The organism is Tautonia sp. JC769 (assembly GCF_040717455.1).
Classification (GTDB): domain Bacteria; phylum Planctomycetota; class Planctomycetia; order Isosphaerales; family Isosphaeraceae; genus Tautonia.
Genome location: NZ_JBFEFH010000002.1, coordinates 287,818 through 304,989 on the forward strand (window position 1 = coordinate 287,818; position 17,172 = coordinate 304,989).

The following is a 17,172-nucleotide window of genomic DNA, read 5'->3' on the forward strand; positions in this document are numbered from 1 at the left end:
TCGTTTCCGAGGAGGAATTTGGTTGTGGACAGGGGGAGGCAGAGGGCCGGATCATGAGGTCGAGCGATGCTCGCGCCGTCCCCATCCCGTCGCCAAGGTCTTCAGGGGCAACGACTCATGCCTCGATGCGACTTGTGCAACACGATCATCCTCTTCGGGGCGATCGAGGAGGATGGCCTGACGTTTTGCAACGACAAGTGTCGGGAGGACGCCGTCCTGTACCGGATGGCGGGGCTGTTCCCCGAGGAGGAGGTGCGGAAGCATGTCGAGCAGGCCCACCGGAGTGACTGCCCGGTGTGCGGGGGGCCGGGGCCGGTCGACGTCCATGTCACGCACCACATCTGGTCGCTGGTGTTCATCTCGTCGTGCCAGAACCGCATACACATCTGTTGCCGATCGTGCGGCATGAAGGCCAGGGTGCGGGCGGTGTTCGGCTCGGGCCTGCTCGGATGGTGGGGGGTGCCCTGGGGGATGCTCGGGACTCCCGTCCAGATGCTCCGCAACGTCATCGGCATGATGATGCTCCCCGACCCCGACATCCCCTCTGCACGGTTCGAGCGATGGGCCCGGTTGGACCTGGCCACTCATCTCCTCGCGCAGCAGCAGGAAGGCGACGTCGAGCCTGAGCCGGAGTGGACCTGATGCGGGCCGCATCCGCCGGCGGCCCGGCGACCTCGCCGACTCCCGGGCCGAGCGGGGCGATCAGGCGTCGGCGGGCGCGGGCTGGCCGAGCATCACCTCGTGCCACCAGAGGGCGGCCTGGCGGTGGTCCCAGTCGGCGGCGACCGCGCACGAGGCCAGCGCCTGTTCCATCTCCGAGGCGTCGGCGAAGCGATCCGCCGGGGCCTTGGCCAGGCAGCGGAGGATCACCTGCTCCAGGTCCTGCGGGACCTCGGGGCGGTGCGTCGAGGGGGGGGTGACCGGGTCCCTCGCGTGGGCGATCATCACCTGCACCGGGGTGCTCCCCTCGAACGGCGGGCGCCCGGTGAGCCAGGTGTAGGCGATCGCCCCCAGGGCGTAGAGGTCGCTCCGGGGGTCGAGCCCGCGCTCGCCGGTCGCCTGCTCGGGAGACATGTAGAGCGGGGTCCCGCTGACGGTCATGTCGGCCGTCAACTGGGCGGCATCGGGCTCGTGGGTCAGCTTGACCAGGCCGAAGTCGAGGATCTTGACGAAGTCGCACAGCCCGCCGCGCTCGGAAATGTACACGTTCGCCGGCTTCAGGTCGCGGTGGATCAGCCCCTCGGCGTGCGCCTCGGCCAGGGCGCTGCAGGCCTGCCGGAGCAGGTAGACGACCCGGCCGGGGGGCAGGGGGCCGTGCTGCTCGACCAGCTCGGCCGAGCTCATGCCCGGCAGGAATTCCATCACGTAGTAGAACGTCCCGTCGTCGGTGTGGCCGTAGTCGAAGATCTCGATCGTGTTCGGGTGGGTCAGCCGCGCGGTCGTCTGCACCTCCCGTTCGAATCGGGCCAGGGCGGTCGGGTCGCCCGCCGCGTCGGTCCGGATCAGCTTCAGGGCGCACGGGCGTTTCAGGAGGGCGTGCTCGGCCAGGTGGACCTCCCCCATCCCCCCGGCGCCGATCTTCCGCACCAGTTGGTACTGGCCGAACTTCTTCGCCTCGTGCACCTGGGCCCGCATCCGGTCGAACATCGCCGCGCCGTAGGTCGCCAGGAAGACGCCGACGGCCACGATCAGGAGGTCCGTGCTCAGGGTCCGCTCGCTGGTGATCGGGGCGATCCGCTCGACCAGCTCCGGGTGCACCAGCTTCAGGGCCGCCAGGGTCACGACCGGCGCCAGCGCCATCGTGCCGACCACCCGGGCCGTGCCGGTCCAGCGGTGGGGGATGAACAGGCCGTGCAGGATCATGTACACGAACAGGGCGAACATCTGGAGCTGCGCCTCGAGGACCAGGTCGACCATCACCCCGTCCCGGGCGTTGCTCAGGATCGACTGGTAACGCACCGCCATCCACGAGACGATCAGGCCGCCGAAGAGCGCATACTCAAGCCCCCTCAGGAAGCGATTCGAGAAGTGCGGGCGGCTCCAGAGCACCCCCAGGATCCCCCCGAGCAGGGCGATCCGCGCGATGTTGACCCCCGTGATCAGCCGAAGGGCCCCGGTGTCGAACGCCGCCTCGTTGACGATCGACCACACCAAGGTCATCGAGAAGATCACCAGCATCACGAAGCTGACCGTCCTCAGGCGCGAGTGGAGCAGCGAGGTCGTCTCGGTCCCGATCGTCCGGGCCGCCCCGGCCACCAGCTCGACGTGGCCTCCCCCCTCCGGGGCGCCGCCGAGGGCGAAGTCGAACGTCGGGTCGTCGCCGCCGGCGGTGCCCCGGTGGAAGGCGATCTCGACGGTCGGGGTCAGCTCGATGATCTCATCGCCATCGGCCTTGGGTTTCGCAGACATCGCAACGCCTCGGGTCGGATCGATTCGGGTCGGTTCGGTTCGGGTCGGTGGGATACGGCAGCCTTCGGCCGTCCGGACAATAGGTCAGGGGTTCGGCCCGGGGGCCGGGGCGTCCTGCCCGGGGATCGCCTGCTTGGCCCGGTCGAAACCGTCCCGGGCGCGCGACTTCAGCTCGCCGATCGCCTCGCCGGCGCGCCGGCCGGTCTCGGAGTCCCGCACCGCGTCGAGCGGGACACCCTGGCCCTCCAGCTCGCCGGCCATGTCCCCCTTCAGGGCCTTCACCTCGCCCCGGGCCCGGTCGAGGGTCGACCCGCCCTCGCCCCCCTCGCCGCTCGAGAGTTGCGGCACGAACGCGAACGCCGCGATCACCCCGAGGATCCAGCCCATCGGCGCCAGCACCCGGCCCAGCGCCTTCTTCGTCCGCTTCGGGTACTTCGACAGATAGATGAACGTGAACGGCGGGATCAGGAACAGGATCCCCTGGATCGGGTTCTCCTTGAACGGCCCGGCCACCAGGGCGAACCCCTCCAGCGCCAGCCTGAGCAGGCTCAGCGCGATCACCCCCGCCGCCCCGAGCACGGCCAGGTCGCGCCGGTCGAGCACGATCGCCACCAGGATCAGGATCACGCAGGGGACCGTCAGCAGGTAGACCAGGTCGCTCAGTTGCCGGACCAGGCGGAGGACGCCCCTCGCCTGACTGCGCCAGAACCGCTCCAGCGCCCCCGGCGTGCGAGCACCCGCCTTGCCCCCGACCGTCGGCAAGACCTTGTGCGAGGCCACCAGCTTGTACGACGAGCCCGGGGCCGAGTTCTCCAGCAGCAAATCCGGGTTGAAGCTGTACTGCTTCTGCAACCGGGGCGCCCCCTTGCCGAAGACCGGCCGCACCTCTTCGGTCAACGGCGCGAGCCCGACGTCGGAGTTCAGGCCCACCCCCCCCCCGTCGCCGTTGCTCGCGGCGGCTCGCCGCGTGCCGCCGACCCCGGCCGTGCCCGCGGCCGACAACCGGAACAGACCGCTGGCGGCCACCTGCGCCGCCGCCGCCGGCCTGGGCCCGGGGGAGGGGATGGTCATCTCGTGCCGGCACTTCTTGCACCGGCCGCTCTTGCCCGCCAATGTGGCGGCGACGGTGAACTGCGCGCCGCACCTCGGACACGCGAACTCGATGGTCATCGCTTCGCCCCCGCTTCGATCTCGTCGATCGTCGGAATCTCGATCAGGCCGCCGCCCGCACCCGCACCCGCCCGACGCCCGGGGCTCCCGCCGTCGGCACCGCATCGTCCCGGTCGGCTCGGTCGTTCACCCGGGGGATTTCAGTAGATCACCAGCCCCAGGCCCAGGAGCAAGATCGCCCACCAGAGCGCCCCGGCCTCCTCAAACTTCGCAAGCAACCAGAAGTAGACGACCGCCAGCACGAACGTCGATCCCAGCCAGACCCTGCGGTCTTCCCAGACGATCCCCATCTCGCGGAGCATCGACGGGTTCAGATACACATAGCTCAGCCCCGCCACGCCCAGCGTGTAGAGCGCCGCCATCATGATCGGCCTGGCCATCAGGGAATCATTCGACGAGAACGCCTTGATGATCCCGGCCAGGAAGGCCCCCTTGATCACGAGATAGAAGATCAGGACGGGTGTGAGCATGAGAGGCGACTGCCCTGGCTTGATCGAAACTTCGCGATCTGACCGACACTTTACCCCCGCGCAAATCCCTCTGCAATGCGCCACCCGGTCGATTTCCGGGATCCCGGCGCGGCCCGATTCCCTCGGGCCTTTTCGCGCTCAATAACTGTGCGAATCCAGCCGGACCGCCCCCCGGAAGGTCCAGTAGACGATCCCAGTATAGGTCACAACCAGCGGAGAGCCGATCGCCGCGACGATCGCCATGTTCCAGAGCGTCTGCGGCGAGCTGGCCGCGTTGTAGATCGTCAGGCTCCGCTCGTCGGGGGCGATCGAGCTGGTCACGACGTTCGGGAACAGCGCGATCCCCAGCAGCAAGACGAACGCCGCGATCGACCCGCAACTGGAGGCGAACGCCTGCGCCGGCCGGTGCAGGAACAGGCCGCGCGGGATGTTCGCGATCGCCAGGACGTTGGCGAAGACCACCAGCCAGGCCCACGGGTGCTCCTCGAAATTGCTCGTCGCCCGGGGGATCGTCACCAGGGTCAGGATCGTCACCATCAAGTACGTCACCAGGAAGAACCCGAACCCGGTCCAGGCGTGCCGGTAGACCCGCTCGCGCAGGTCCCCCTCGGTCTTCAACAACAGATAAATCGCCCCGTGCATCGCGAACAGGGCCACCGCCAGCAGGCCGACTATCAACGTATACACCGAAATCAGATCGAGGAACCCTCCCGCGTACAGGCCCCGCCCATCCAGCGGCACCCCCGCCATCGCCGCCCCCACCGCCACCCCGAACAGCAAGGTCGCCAGCAGGCTCGACCCGAAGAAGGCGACGTCGAACACCCGCCGCCAGGTCTTCGAATGGCTCTTGCCCCGGAACTCGATCGACACCGCGCGGAAGATCAACGCGAACAGGACCATCATGAACGCGACGTAGAACCCCGAGAACACCGTCGCATACGCCTCCGGGAAGGCCGCGAACATCGCCCCGCCGAAGGTCACCAGCCAGACCTCGTTGCCGTCCCAGATCGGCCCGATTGCGTTGATCATCACCCGGCGCTCGGTGTCCCCCCTCGCCGTCAGGTGCAAAATGCCGACCCCCAGGTCGAAGCCGTCCAGGATCGCGTACCCGGCCAGGAAGACGCCGAGCAGGATGAACCAGAGCAGGTTGAGATCCATGAGCGTTGATCTCCGCATTCGCGCCCGGGGCGAGCCCATGCTATCATGGCTCGATCCCGGGGCAATCCCGAGGCAAGGGTGAGGAGGGTACGATGTCCGTGGTCGGCGTGCTGGCGATGGTCGGGTGGTTGGCGGTGATGGGGGCGGCGGGCGTGGCCCTCGTGCGCTGCCTGGAACGGAGCCTGGCGACGTCGGGGCTGGGCCATCGGCTCGACGGCCGCGCCCTGCTGGCGGTCTCCTGGGTCCTGCCGGAAATGGTCCTCGGGGCCGGGGCCATGTCGCTGAGGCTCTCGATCCTGGCAACAGCGGTCATCTGGGGGTCGGCCGCGTCGAACATCCTGGCCGCCGGGCTGCTGGAGCTGGTGCGGCGGCCCGATCCGGGGGAGGAGGGCCGATCCCCCTCGGTGCCGAACCGGGAGCTGACGGCGGCGGCCTTCCTGCTGCTGATGGCGGTCGTCTCGGTCGCGGTGATGATCGCCGTCGGCCGGGAAGACACGGTTGTCCCGAGGGCGATCGGCGGGGCGGTCGTGGTCGCGGTCTACCTGTTCGGCCTGCACCTCATGGGCCGCCCCCCGGCGCCCGAGAAGGCGAGCGCGGACGAGGGGGAGAAGGCCGACGAGCTGCCCGGGGCCGGTGCCGGGCCGGGAGCGCTGGCGAAGTGGGTGGGCGGGGCCGCCCTGGCGCTGCTGGTGCTGGTGTACGCGGGCCCGGTGGCCGTCGAGGCCGGGGACCGGCTCATCGAGGTGGGGATCCCCGACGAGCTGCCCGCCCGCTCCTGGGGCAAGGTGGTCGGCGTGGTGGCGTTGGTCGTCGGCCTGATCCTGGCCGTGCCGGATTACGTCCTCGGCCGCCTCGGCCCGGTTGGCGGGAGCCGGCGGGGCTCCCCCGTCCCGGACCTGTTCGTCGCCTCGGCCACGCTCTGGGCCTTCGCCGGGGTCCTGGGATTCAGCCCGGATCGGATGAGGGACGGGGTCTCCGACCGCATGTCCGGGCCGATGCTGCTGACGGTCCTCGCCGGGTCGGTGGCGATGGTCTTCATGCTGGCGTCGCCGGTGGGCGTGCCGAGGAGGGCGAGGGGGGCGGTCCTCGCCCTGCTGGGCGTCGGCGGGCTGGCCCTGGCGATCGCCGCGGCCTGAGCCGCACCCGGAGGGAGACGCCGGGATCATCGGTCGGCCTCGTCGCCGACCTTGGCCTCGGTCAGCGACCCGGCATGATCGACCCGCGCCGACGCCGCCTCGAGCAGATGATCGCCCGGATCGGGCGGCGCCCCCGCGATCGGCTCCGGCCCGTGCTGGATCTTGCCGTTCAGGATCACGATCCAGAGCACGAACAGCAACGCGTAAATCAAAGCAAACATGACGATCGACCCCAGCACCTGCTCGGCCGTCACCACCTCCGACAAGCCGTCGCTCGTCCGCAGACCCCCTTGCAACGCGCCGTCCACCATCGTCGGATAGACGACCCACGGCTGCCGGCCCACCTCGGCCGTCACCCAGCCCGCCTCGTTCGCCACGAACGCCGGGAACACCGCGAACACGAAAAACCACAACAGCCAGCGCTTCTCATACAAGGTCCCCCGCATCCGATAATACGACGCCAGCACCGTCGAGGCGATGAACAGCATCCCGATGCCGACCATCAGGTGATACGCCTGGAACGTCATCCAGACCGGCGGTTTTCCATAGTCCGCTTCCAGCTCATCCAGCCCGCGCACCTCGGCCTCGGGGTCGCCGTGCAGGAGGACGCTGAGCATCCCCGGCACCTCGACCGCGAACTTCGTCCGCCGTTCCTCGCCGTCGGGCCAGCCGAACAGCGACAGCGGCGCCCGGGCTTGCGTCTCGTACAAGCCCTCCATCGCCGCCAGCTTCGCCGGCTGATGCTCCGCCACCAATGTCGCCTGCGAGTGCCCCGAGACCAGTTGCAACAGCGACGACACCGTCGCCAGGATCAACGCCCCCGTGAACGACCGCTTCGCGAATTCCACATGCCGATTCTTTAACAGGTACCACGCCGAAATACTCATCACGAAGAAGGCCCCCAGGATGAAGGCCCCGAGCCAGACGTGCACCAGGCTGTCGACGGTCGACGGGTTGAACACCATCCCCCAGAAGTCCGTGATCTCGGCCCGGGTGAAGGTCTGCCCGTGGATCTCGTATTCCCTGATCTCGAAGCCGGTCGGCGTCTGCTGCCAGCTATTGGCGATCACGATCCAGACCGACGAGAAGATCCCCCCGATCGCCACCATCACCGTCGCGAAGAAGTGCGTCTTCACCCCCACCCGCTCCCAGCCGAACAGCAAGACCGCCAGGAACCCCGACTCCAAAAAGAACGCGAAGATCCCCTCCGCCGCCAAGGCCGACCCGAACACGTCCCCCACATACCTCGAATACGCCGCCCAGTTCGTGCCGAACTCGAACTCCATCACGATCCCCGTCACCACCCCCAGCGCGAAGTTCAGGCCGAAAATCTTCGTCCAGAACTTCGCCGCCTGCTCGTAAATCCGATCCTTCGGCCGGATCAGCCTCATGAACCCCAGATGCACCAGCACGATGCTGATCCCGATCGTCAACGGCGGGAACAGGTAATGAAACATGATGGTGAACGCGAACTGCAACCGAGACAGCAGCAAGACATCCACGGCAACTCGGCTCCGTCGAGGAAGGACTCGTGGCGGGCGGCGATCACACCAATCCGCCGGTGACGCGGGCCGGGCGAGGACCGCCTCCTGATACCGTCGGCGAGCCTCCCCCGTCCCCTGGGATCATAGCGTCGTCCGCCGAGATTTCCATATCTGAGCGTATTCTGTCCCCTCCGAACTGTGCGCCCCTTGCGAACCGTCCGGACGCTTCGGAACGTTCAACGCATCAGACAAGCTCGAATTGTTCGGCCTCCCGGGCGCGGCGATCGCCCGCAAGGGGGATCGCCCCCCGGCAAATTCGTGCAACAATCTCCCCTCCCCGATGCACTATGGAGAGGACACCGGCAATCGGCGCACACAAAAAGGGTGAGGAGGACCCTGGCCCATGGCGGGGAATCGGTCGAAGATGGCGGGCGGCGACTGGCGGACCCTGTTCCTCCTGGGGACGATGGGCGACTGGCCCGACGGCCGGCTGCTCGACCGGTTCCTCCACCAGCCGGACGACGGCGGCGACGCGGCGTTTGAGACCCTCGTCCGCCGCCACGGGCCGATGGTCTGGCGCGTCTGCCGGGGGGTGCTCTCCGACCGGCACGCGGCCGAGGACGCCTACCAGGCCACCTTCCTCGTCCTGGCCGAGCGGGCCGCCTCGATCCGCCGCCGCGAGTCGGTCGCGAGCTGGCTCTACGGCGTCGCCCGGCGGATCTCCCTCCGCTCCCTCGCCGACGCCCGACACCGCCGCGACTCCGAGTACCGCGCCGCCCGCCCCGAGGCCGTCGCCGTCCCCCCCCTCGCCGACGCCCCCGGCGACCTGGAGGCCCTGCTCCGCGAAGTCGACCGCCTGCCCGCCCACTACCGCGGGCCGATCGCCCTGCACGACCTCGGCGGCTGCTCCTACGAGGAGGTCGCCGCCCGGCTCGGCTGCCCCGTCGGCACGATCAAGGCGCGCCTGAACCGCGGCCGCGCCTTGCTCCGCTCCCGCCTTGCGGCCCGGGGTGCTTCCCCCACCCTCCCCGCGCCTGCGGCCCTCGCGGGCATCGTCCCGAACGCCCTGGCGGAGCGGACCGTCCGCTCCGCCGTCTCCCTCTTGCTCGGCCGCGCCGCCACCGGGGCCGGCGTCGCCTCCCTCTCCCCCACCGTCGCGGCCCTCGCCCGAGGAGTCATCCACGCCATGTTCCTTGCCAAGCTGAAGACCACCGCCGCCGCCCTCGTCCTCGGCACCGGCCTCTGCGCGGCCGGTGCCGCAGCGGTGGTCGTGGCTCAAGGGTCAAATCCGGGGAACCCTCCGGGATCGACTTCCCGGGAGCCCTCACCCGTCCCGAATCGCCAGGCACCCGCCCTCTCTGCCGAGGCGATCGACCAACGGGCCGAGGCGATTGCCGCATCGCTGGATGACCCCGAGCGACGGGCGGAGGTCCTCCTGCGCCTCGGCCAGGCGCGGAGCCAACGCGGGCAGTCCGCCGAGGCCCTCGAAGCCTTGAGCCTGGCCCGTGCCTCGGCGGAGAGAATCCCTGCGGAGGCCCTGCGCGGGTTCACATACCCGATGACCCGGATCGCCAGTGCCCAGGCCAAGGCAGGGGATCGCGAGGCGGCGCTGAAGTCCTTCCGCGCGGCGATCCCGATCATCGAGGCAATGGACGATGATCGGCAGCGAAGAGAGTGGCAGATCCTCATTGCCATGTGGGGGAAATGGATGGGCCGGGAAGGAATTCGGGCCGTCGCCGACCCGTATCTCGCATTCGTCGAACGTTCGGGACTCGGTGAGCCCGAGGCGACCTTGATCCGAGTGGGAATCCTGACCCGTTCCGGCGAGGTTGCGCGGGCGATCCGAGACGTGAAGGCCGCAGCACACCTTCAATTCCCCGAGGGTGCTCCTGATCGGCGCCGAGCCCTCCTGGCGATCGCCGAGAGTCTGTTGCCTGAGGACGATGAATTCCTCACCGAGATCCTGGCCGAAATCGACACGACGATCAGGGCCGAGGGCGAACTGCGGCAGGAACGCACCGAGCAAGAGGCTTACATCAATAATATTGATTTCCACACTCTTGCGCAGGTCCTTGCCCGCCATGGCCGGTTCGACGACGCCATCGAGACCATGATCAGAGCCGAGGGCGAACTGCGGCAGGAACGGGTTGAGCAAGAAACCTGGCGTCGCAATGGAGATTTGAGCTCCCTTGCGCAGGTCCTTGCCCGCCATGGCCGGTTCGACGACGCCTTTGAGACCATTCGGCGGATCGAGATGAGCGGACCATCGAACATGACCGAGAATTACAAAAATATGAGTGCATTCTTGATTGAGTTGATTGCGCAGGCCCAACTTGATCGTGGTGATCGGGAGGGAGCCCGCGAAACGTTGGAGGAGGCCAGGGAGGCCATCGAGTCGATCGAGGGGCATGAGTTGAGGAGCTTCCCGATCCGGGTGGCCGCCGAAGAGTACCTCAGGCTCGGCGAGATCGAGGCAGCAGAAGCGCTCGCGGCGGAACTCGTCGAGCGAGGAGACGCCGAAAGCAACGATTGGCTCAGACTCCATAAGGCCAGGCGAGCGTCAGGCGATGATCAGGGGGGACGGGCCGCCTTGCAAAACGGGCTCGAACGTGCTGAGGCCGAGCTCAGGACGATCATCATCCGAGAGTCTTCCAAGCCTGATCGCCCGGACGGTTGGGACCCGTTGCTCTTCACAACCACCCCGGTCGTCCAGGCTGCCACAAACCTCGCCCGGATTCGCCTGAAGCTCGACGGGCCTCGGGCCGCGATTGAGACGGCCGCGCAACTGCCGGAGGAAGCCAGGGCCGAGTTCCTCCCCGACCTGGCGGGCCTTCTGGCCGAGGACGGGAAACTCGACGCGGCCCGCGGCGTGATCCAGAGCATCGACGACCCCGAACTCCGTGACCGTGCCATCGTCCGCGTCGCCCTGGCGATGCCTGGCCCCTTGGGAGAGGAGCCGCCGACCGGCCCCGAGACGGACGAGGCCCCGTGACCTCGGCCGGCTCACATCGGCAAGGACCTGGGAATCGGAAGGGCGGGGCCGACACCGCCAGGATGCCAAAGCCCCGCGGCCCCGCCCCGGATCGTCCCGCTCAAACCATCGGCCAGAGCCAGGCGCCGAGCATGGTGGCCCCCAGGCCGATGAGGCCCATGATGCCGGTCATCGGGGTGACGGTCTTCAGGCCTTCGGCCTCGGTCAGGCCGGACATCTGCAAGATGACCCAGAAGCCGCTGTCGGCCATCCAGGCGACGGGCTTCGAGCCGCAGCCGATCGCCATGGCGAGGTAGACGGGGTGGCAGCCGAGCGCCCCCGACTCGGCCAGGGGGGCGAGCACGCCGACGGCCGTGATCATCGCCACCGTGGCCGAGCCCTGGGCCGTGCGCACCAGGGCCGTCACCAGGAACGCGACCGGCAAGACGAGCGCGGCCGAGCCGCCCCCCGCCATCGCCTCGATCGACTGCGCGACCCCTCCTTGCCGGATCGCCGCGCCGAAGGCACCGCCCGACGAGGTGATCAGGATGATGACTCCCCCCCCGGCCAGCGACGCCCGCACCGCCTCGGCCAGGGACTTCCGATCGACCCCCGGCCGGGCGATCAGCATGCTCATGGCCACCCCCGCGGCGATCGTCAGCGCCACGTTCTTGTCCCCGATCGTCCGCACCAACGGGGTCACCGCCTCCACCCAAGCGGCCGGCCCGGCCCCGTCGAGCCGCTCCAGGTACGTGCTCAATGTCACGTCCGAGGCGATCAAGAGGAACGGCAGGACGATCGGCGTCAGGGCCAGCCAGAGCGGCGGCAACTCGGCGTCGGGCTTGCGGATCACCGCCTCCAGGTCCTCGATCGACAGGTCGGCCGATTCGCGCAAGGGGATGTCCATCCGGCGATTCAAGATCCGGGCGAACCCATAGCCCCCCAGGGCCGCGATCGACCCGATGATCATCCCCGCCACCCCCATCGTCACAAGGTCCACGCCGAGTTCCCCGGCCACCAGCAACGGCCCCGGCGTCGGCGGCACCAGCGAGTGCGCCATCGTCGCCCCGGCCACGATCGAGAGCACATACAGCAGGTAATCGCGGCGGCTCCGCAACCACATCGCCTTACCCAAAGGCATGATCAAATAAAAGACCGTGTCGAAAAAGACCGGGATCCCCAGCACGAAGCCGCTGCCCAGGAAGGCGAGCGAGGCCCGGGACTGCCCCACGAGGTTGACGGCCGACCGCACCACCCGGTCGGCCGCGCCGCTGTCGAGCAGGCACTTGCCGATGATCGCCGCCATCGCGATCAGGATGCCGATGCTCGCGGCCGTGTCGCCGAACCCCTCGGCCACCCGGGCCGCCGGGGTCGACGCGGCGAAGGCGTCGGCCCGTTTGGCCGTCCAGTCCCCGGCGGCGAGCCTCGCGTCGGCGATCGAGCGGAGCGTCTCGGCCGGCGTCAAGCTCGCCACGACGAAGGCCGCCAGCAGCAGGGCCAGGAACGCGTGCAGGCGCAGGGCCAGGATGCCGAACAGGACCAGGGCGATGGCCAGGCCCAGGGTCGCGACAGGGTGCATGAGACGACACTCCCGGGGACGCTCCCGACGCTCCGCTCCGACGCGGCAAGGCGATCACATCAGGCCAGGCCCGTCAGCGGCAGGGCGACGGCCAGGATCAGGCTGACGATCAGGCCGACCGTGCCGAGCACCAGCAGCAGGGGGGTCCAGCTCTTGAGCGCCTCGGCCTCGGTCAGGCCGCTCATCTTGGCGAAGACCCAGAAGCCGCTGTCGTTCATCCACGAGCCGATCAAGGAGCCGCTGCCGATCGCCGTGGCCAGGTACGCCGGGTGATAGCCGAGCGCCTCGACCCCCGCCGTCGGGATCAGGGCCGTGATGATCCCCGACGCCGTGATCATCGCCACGGTGCTCGACCCCTGCGCGACCTTCAGGACCGCCGAGACGCCGAACCCGACGAACAGCAGGATCAGGCCCGGTCGCCCCGCCGCCCCGGGGGCGTCCCCCGAGCCGAACGCGTCTTCCAGCACCTCGCCGATCTGGGCCTGCTGGAGCATCGCCCCGAAGGCCCCGCCCGCCGCGGTGATCAGGATGATCACGCCCGCACTCATGAGCGACTGTTCCACCAGCTTCGCGATCTCCTCGCGCCCGTGCCTCCGCTGGCGGACCAGCAGCAGCATGCTCACCGCGGCCGAGAGCAAGAGCGCGAAGTTCGCGTCCCCCACGAGCGCCGCCAGGTTCGAGGTCCGCCGGAGCGGCGTCTCCCACTCGTGCCGCCGCAGGACCGTCTCGGGGTAAAGCTCCTCCAGGACGAGCCGGTTGGCCCGCTCCACCTCGGCATCCGACATCCGGGAGAGGTTCGAGGCGCTCAGCGCCCGATCCGCACCTCGATTTCCCAAAACATGTTCATTCATTGCGACGGCAATCGCCTCGGCCGAGGGGGCGTCGCGGTCCAGCCCGGCGTCGGTCAGCAGGGCGTTGAGCAGGGCCAGCGGGGAGTCGGGCGGGAGGTCGTCGGCGCCGATCGGCCCGAGGAATCCGCCGGCGTCCACCACGTCCTCGGCCACGACCCGGGCGGCGTGCTCGCTGTCGGCCATCGTCTTCAGGATGGTGTTGGCCGTGATCAGCAAGACCGGCAGGGCGACCGGCAGGATCGCCAGGCCGAGCGGCGGCAGCATGTCGTCCCGGGGCGGCTTCGGCTCGGTGATCCCGCCGATCGCCCGCATCGGCACGGGCATCCGCCGGTCGGCCCAGCCCGCGAACGCCAGGCCGGCCACCGCCGCCGGCAGGGCCACGGCGATGCCGATCAGGATCATCACCCCCAGGTCGATCCCCAGGTTCGCCGCCATCAGGAGCGGCCCCGGCGTCGGCGGCACGAGGGTGTGCGTGATCGCCCCGCCGCAAGCAATCGCAAGAACATATTTGAGATAGTGCGTCCCCGTCCGCCGGAAGAGCGACCGGCCCAGGGGCACGAGCAGGTAGAAGACCGTGTCGAAGAAGACCGGCACGGCCAGGACGAAGCCGCTGCCCATCAGGGCGGTCGAGGCCCGCTTCTCCCCCAGGACGCGGAGGAAGAAGCGGACGATCCGGTCGGCCGCGCCGCTCTCCATCAGGCAGGTGCCGATGATGGCCGCCAGGGCGATGACGATGCCGATCGTCCCGGCCGACGCGCCGAAGGCCAGGGCGACCCGGCTGATCTTCTCGGCGATCGGCCCCGGGGCCATCAGGCTCACCAGGATCGCCGCGGTGATGAGGGCCAGGAAGGCATTGAGCCGCAAGACGAGGATCATCCCCACGACCGTCGCGATGCCGACGGCCAGGATGATCAACGGGTGAATCTCCATCGACATCGACGCCCTGTGCCTCCGCCGGTTCGGTCCGTGTCGGGCCGCCCGAGGTGGTGGCCGCGACCGGCCGGGGAGCGTCCCGCTCCCCGCCGGATCGGCCCACCGACTGCCCCCGTCGGCCCGATCGTGATTCGCCTTCGATGACCCCGAGATCACGCCTCGACCCGCCACCGATCGGTCGGGCGGGGCGACGACGCGGGACCGACACTATCACGCCGGCTGCCTCGTCGCAAACCTCCAGCGCCCGGATCGGTTGGCGATTCCGCCCCCCGCGTCGTACAGTAGTCCTGGTCGCTTGCCGCCCGACCCGTATTCGTCTGGACACGTCCCCCGCGGAGCATGCCCCATGAAGACCCCGGCACTTGCGATGGCCTTGATGACGGCGCTGGCCCCGGCCTCGACGGCGGGCGCGGCCCACCCGTTCCACGTGACGATCGCCGAGGCGGAGTTCAACGCCGAGGCCGGCACGCTGGAGATGGCCATCCGCATCTACAACCCCGGCGACCTGGAGCAGGCCCTCGGCCTCCGCGAGGGGGAGCGGGTCGACCTGGAGCGGACCGAGGACGTCGATGAGATGATCCTCGACTACCTCCGCGACCGCCTCGTCATCACCCCCGCCGGGGGGAAGCCGGCCCCCTTGCGGTGGGTCGGCAAGGAGGTGAGCGTCAAGACGACCTGGCTCTACGTCGAGGCCGAGCTGCCCGGCGGACCCGAGGGGGCCAGCGTCACCAACACCCTGCTCTTCGAGATCGAGAAGGACCAGGTCAACACCATGGTCTTCGGCCGGGCGAGCGACCGCGTCTCGCTCCGGTTCACCCGGGACGACCCGACCCATCGCCTCGAGCGGCCCGGCCCCTCGCTGCCGGACCGTTGAGGCCGAGGCCAAGACCGAGCTCAGGACCGCCGCCCCTTCGCCCGGAATCGGCCCGGTAACCGATGGCAGGGACACCACGATCGGATTATCGTATGCCTCGCCGGGCGACGCCTTGCCATGCGGGCCCGGAGCGTGAGACCGCGGTGTCTCGACTGATTGGTCCCAAGTCTCGGGAGTCGGTTCTCCATGACGAAGAAATGGATCATGCTGGCCAGTGCCTTCCTGTTCACGACGGCCTTCCTGACCGGATCGGCCCGGTTCGTCGCCGAAGACGAGCCGATCACCATCTCCGAGGTCATGAAAGAGGCCATGAAGGGGGGCCTGAACAAGAAGGTCGCCGAGGGCTCGGCGTCGGCCGACGAGAAGGATCGGCTGCTCGTCCTCTACAAGGGGCTGGCCGCCAACGAGCCCCCGCAGGGTGACCTGGAAAGCTGGAAGGCCAAGACCGCCGCGCTCGTCCTCGCCGCCGAGGGTGCGGTGAAGGGCGAGGCCGAGGCCCCCGGCCTGCTCAAAGGGGCGGCCAATTGCAAGGCCTGCCACGACGCCCACCGCCCCTGATCGTCGGCATTGATCGACCCCGGGCATCGCCTCGGCCCGGTCGCCGTCGGGCACGACCCGACCGGCCGGGCCGGCCTTCTCGGCTCGACTCGATGAGGCCGATGGGAGGGCCCGGGGCTTCTGCCTGGATTGCGCCTTCGGGCCGGGGATACGATAGACTTCGATGAGGTGATGCCCCGCCGCCCAGGCCCCGACAGAGGAGAGGACCACGCGATGAGAATCGATCGACGATCCCCGATCGAGCCGATGGCCCGCATCGCCATGCTGCTCGGCGTCGCGCATCTGACCCTCGCCGGCGTCCCGATGGCGCAGGACGCGAATCCACCCCAGGAACAGGAACAGGAACAGGAACAGGAACAGGAACAGGTTCAGCAGCAGGAGACGCCTCCCGCCCCCGCCGGGAGGCCCCGGGGCGTGCCCCGGCTCAGGGGGGCCGAGGGGGAGCCGAGGGGGGAGGCGGCGGATGACCGGCCGGGGGGGCTTCGGCTGCCCCCCGAGGACCCGCCGGGGGAGATCGCCGAGGGGCCGGCGGCCGACCCGCTCGGGCCCGCCGCCATGCCGGCCGACGCCGCCCGCCCGCCCGCGGCCCGGCCGGCCGACCCGAACATGCCGATCGTCCCCGAGTGGCCCTTCCGCTATGAGCTGACGATCGCCAGCTTCGACGGGGCCCCGCTGGCCGTGCGCTACTACCCGTCGCAGCTCGGGGCGGCGGCCCCGGTGGTCCTGCTCGTGCACGACCTGGGACCCGGCCGGTCGATCCAGGACTTCGACGCCGCCGTCGCCGACCTGGAGGACCAGGGGATCGCCTCCCACCTGCAGAAGCTCGACTACGCCGTGCTCGCCGTCGACCTGAGGGGCCACGGGCAGAGCCCGGTCCGGTCGCGGGGGGCGGCCGAGAACCCCTTGCCGAGGTGGGTCGGCGACCTGCAGGCGGCCTACCGGTTCCTGCTCGACCGGCACAACCGCCGCGAGCTGAACCTGGCGAAGTTCGCCGTCGTCGCCCTGGGGCACGGGGGCAACCTGGCGGCCCAGTGGGCCTCGGCCCCGGGGGGAGGGGTGTCGATCGAGGGGCGGACCAGCGACCTGGCCGCGCTGGTGCTCGTCTCGCCGAGGCCGACCCTGAACGACCGGCCGATCGAGCCGGCCGTCACCGCCCTCGCCCCCCGGTTGCCGATCCTGCTGCAGGCCGGCGCCGGCGACGCCGAGGGCTCGGCCCTGCTCGATACCCTGCGGCCGACCGTCGAACGCCAGCGCCTGAGCCGGGTGACCCTGACCGAGACCCGCTTGCCCGCCACCAACCTCCTCCGCTTCGCGCCGGGGGCCACGACCCCCTTGATCGAGTTCCTCGACAACACCGTCAAGGTCCGGGCCGATGAGTGGGAGCCGCGCTACAACCTCGACCCGGTCGTGTATACCAATGTCCGCGTGACGAACCTTGAGAATCAGGCCGAGGGTGAGGCCAACGCCGCTCCTGCTCCCGCTCCCCCGCCGCGCCGGCCCCAGGACCCCGCCGAGGCCGAGGCCGGGCACAACGCGAACGGCCCCGGACGCCCCTCCTGATCCGCCCCGTCAACGGTAG

13 protein-coding genes are annotated in these 17,172 nt (G+C 69.6%); 6 read left to right on the forward strand and 7 right to left on the reverse strand.

Annotation, left to right across the window (positions count from 1 at the left end):
• Positions 1-117: 117 nt before the first annotated feature.
• Positions 118-642 (forward strand): hypothetical protein, encoded by a 525-nt coding sequence (locus AB1L88_RS03635; protein ID WP_367095267.1) that lies wholly within the window; start codon positions 118-120, stop codon positions 640-642.
• 60 nt (positions 643-702) lie between these two features.
• On the opposite strand, the gene AB1L88_RS03640 is transcribed toward AB1L88_RS03635, so the two are convergent.
• The 4 genes from AB1L88_RS03640 to cydB all read right to left on the reverse strand — a co-directional run bounded on the left by AB1L88_RS03640 (position 703) and on the right by cydB (position 5,207).
• Positions 703-2,409, reverse strand: coding sequence for a serine/threonine-protein kinase (locus AB1L88_RS03640; RefSeq protein WP_367095268.1), 1,707 nt, complete (start codon positions 2,407-2,409; stop codon positions 703-705).
• 84 nt (positions 2,410-2,493) lie between these two features.
• A complete protein-coding gene (locus tag AB1L88_RS03645) occupies positions 2,494-3,579 on the reverse strand; it encodes a hypothetical protein (RefSeq protein ID WP_367095269.1) in 1,086 nt (361 codons plus the stop codon).
• Between the two features lie 140 nt (positions 3,580-3,719).
• Entirely contained in the window at positions 3,720-4,049 is a 330-nt protein-coding gene (locus tag AB1L88_RS03650) for a hypothetical protein (protein ID WP_367095270.1), read from the reverse strand.
• Positions 4,050-4,187: 138 nt separating this feature from the next.
• A complete protein-coding gene (cydB, locus tag AB1L88_RS03655) occupies positions 4,188-5,207 on the reverse strand; it encodes a cytochrome d ubiquinol oxidase subunit II (protein WP_367095271.1) in 1,020 nt (339 codons plus the stop codon).
• 92 nt (positions 5,208-5,299) lie between these two features.
• Here cydB and AB1L88_RS03660 point away from each other — a divergent pair, with 92 nt between their 5' ends.
• The gene (locus tag AB1L88_RS03660; protein ID WP_367095272.1) at positions 5,300-6,343 is read left to right on the forward strand and encodes a hypothetical protein; all 1,044 of its coding nucleotides are present in this window, start codon (positions 5,300-5,302) and stop codon (positions 6,341-6,343) included.
• Positions 6,344-6,369: 26 nt separating this feature from the next.
• On the opposite strand, the gene AB1L88_RS03665 is transcribed toward AB1L88_RS03660, so the two are convergent.
• Entirely contained in the window at positions 6,370-7,845 is a 1,476-nt protein-coding gene (locus AB1L88_RS03665; RefSeq protein ID WP_367095273.1) for a cytochrome ubiquinol oxidase subunit I, read from the reverse strand.
• Positions 7,846-8,230: 385 nt separating this feature from the next.
• On the opposite strand from AB1L88_RS03665, the gene AB1L88_RS03670 reads away from it, so the two are divergent.
• A complete protein-coding gene (locus tag AB1L88_RS03670) occupies positions 8,231-10,819 on the forward strand; it encodes a sigma-70 family RNA polymerase sigma factor (RefSeq protein ID WP_367095274.1) in 2,589 nt (862 codons plus the stop codon).
• 100 nt (positions 10,820-10,919) lie between these two features.
• Here the strand turns inward: AB1L88_RS03670 and AB1L88_RS03675 are convergent, their stop codons facing one another.
• Entirely contained in the window at positions 10,920-12,377 is a 1,458-nt protein-coding gene (locus tag AB1L88_RS03675) for a GntP family permease (RefSeq protein ID WP_367095275.1), read from the reverse strand.
• Between the two features lie 59 nt (positions 12,378-12,436).
• On the reverse strand, positions 12,437-14,164 hold the full coding sequence (locus AB1L88_RS03680) for an SLC13 family permease (protein ID WP_367095276.1): 1,728 nt from the start codon (positions 14,162-14,164) through the stop codon (positions 12,437-12,439).
• 343 nt (positions 14,165-14,507) lie between these two features.
• Here AB1L88_RS03680 and AB1L88_RS03685 point away from each other — a divergent pair, with 343 nt between their 5' ends.
• The 3 genes from AB1L88_RS03685 (at position 14,508) to AB1L88_RS03695 (ending at position 17,153) form a co-directional block, all read left to right on the forward strand.
• Entirely contained in the window at positions 14,508-15,035 is a 528-nt protein-coding gene (locus AB1L88_RS03685) for a DUF6702 family protein (protein WP_367095277.1), read from the forward strand.
• Positions 15,036-15,221: 186 nt separating this feature from the next.
• Complete coding sequence (locus AB1L88_RS03690) at positions 15,222-15,593, forward strand: hypothetical protein (protein ID WP_367095278.1); 372 nt, start codon at positions 15,222-15,224, stop codon at positions 15,591-15,593.
• 213 nt (positions 15,594-15,806) lie between these two features.
• On the forward strand, positions 15,807-17,153 hold the full coding sequence (locus AB1L88_RS03695) for an alpha/beta fold hydrolase (protein ID WP_367095279.1): 1,347 nt from the start codon (positions 15,807-15,809) through the stop codon (positions 17,151-17,153).
• The last annotated feature ends 19 nt before the right edge of the window (positions 17,154-17,172 follow it).

Bases quoted from the DNA above. Each gene is read 5' to 3' on its own strand.
- AB1L88_RS03635 (WP_367095267.1), top strand. From the start codon at position 118: ATGCCTCGATGCGACTTGTGCAACACGATCATCCTCTTCGGGGCGATC.
- AB1L88_RS03640 (WP_367095268.1), bottom strand. From the start codon at position 2,409: ATGTCTGCGAAACCCAAGGCCGATGGCGATGAGATCATCGAGCTGACC.
- AB1L88_RS03645 (WP_367095269.1), bottom strand. From the start codon at position 3,579: ATGACCATCGAGTTCGCGTGTCCGAGGTGCGGCGCGCAGTTCACCGTC.
- AB1L88_RS03650 (WP_367095270.1), bottom strand. From the start codon at position 4,049: ATGCTCACACCCGTCCTGATCTTCTATCTCGTGATCAAGGGGGCCTTC.
- cydB (WP_367095271.1), bottom strand. From the start codon at position 5,207: ATGGATCTCAACCTGCTCTGGTTCATCCTGCTCGGCGTCTTCCTGGCC.
- AB1L88_RS03660 (WP_367095272.1), top strand. From the start codon at position 5,300: ATGTCCGTGGTCGGCGTGCTGGCGATGGTCGGGTGGTTGGCGGTGATG.
- AB1L88_RS03670 (WP_367095274.1), top strand. From the start codon at position 8,231: ATGGCGGGGAATCGGTCGAAGATGGCGGGCGGCGACTGGCGGACCCTG.
- AB1L88_RS03675 (WP_367095275.1), bottom strand. From the start codon at position 12,377: ATGCACCCTGTCGCGACCCTGGGCCTGGCCATCGCCCTGGTCCTGTTC.
- AB1L88_RS03680 (WP_367095276.1), bottom strand. From the start codon at position 14,164: ATGTCGATGGAGATTCACCCGTTGATCATCCTGGCCGTCGGCATCGCG.
- AB1L88_RS03685 (WP_367095277.1), top strand. From the start codon at position 14,508: ATGAAGACCCCGGCACTTGCGATGGCCTTGATGACGGCGCTGGCCCCG.
- AB1L88_RS03690 (WP_367095278.1), top strand. From the start codon at position 15,222: ATGACGAAGAAATGGATCATGCTGGCCAGTGCCTTCCTGTTCACGACG.
- AB1L88_RS03695 (WP_367095279.1), top strand. From the start codon at position 15,807: ATGAGAATCGATCGACGATCCCCGATCGAGCCGATGGCCCGCATCGCC.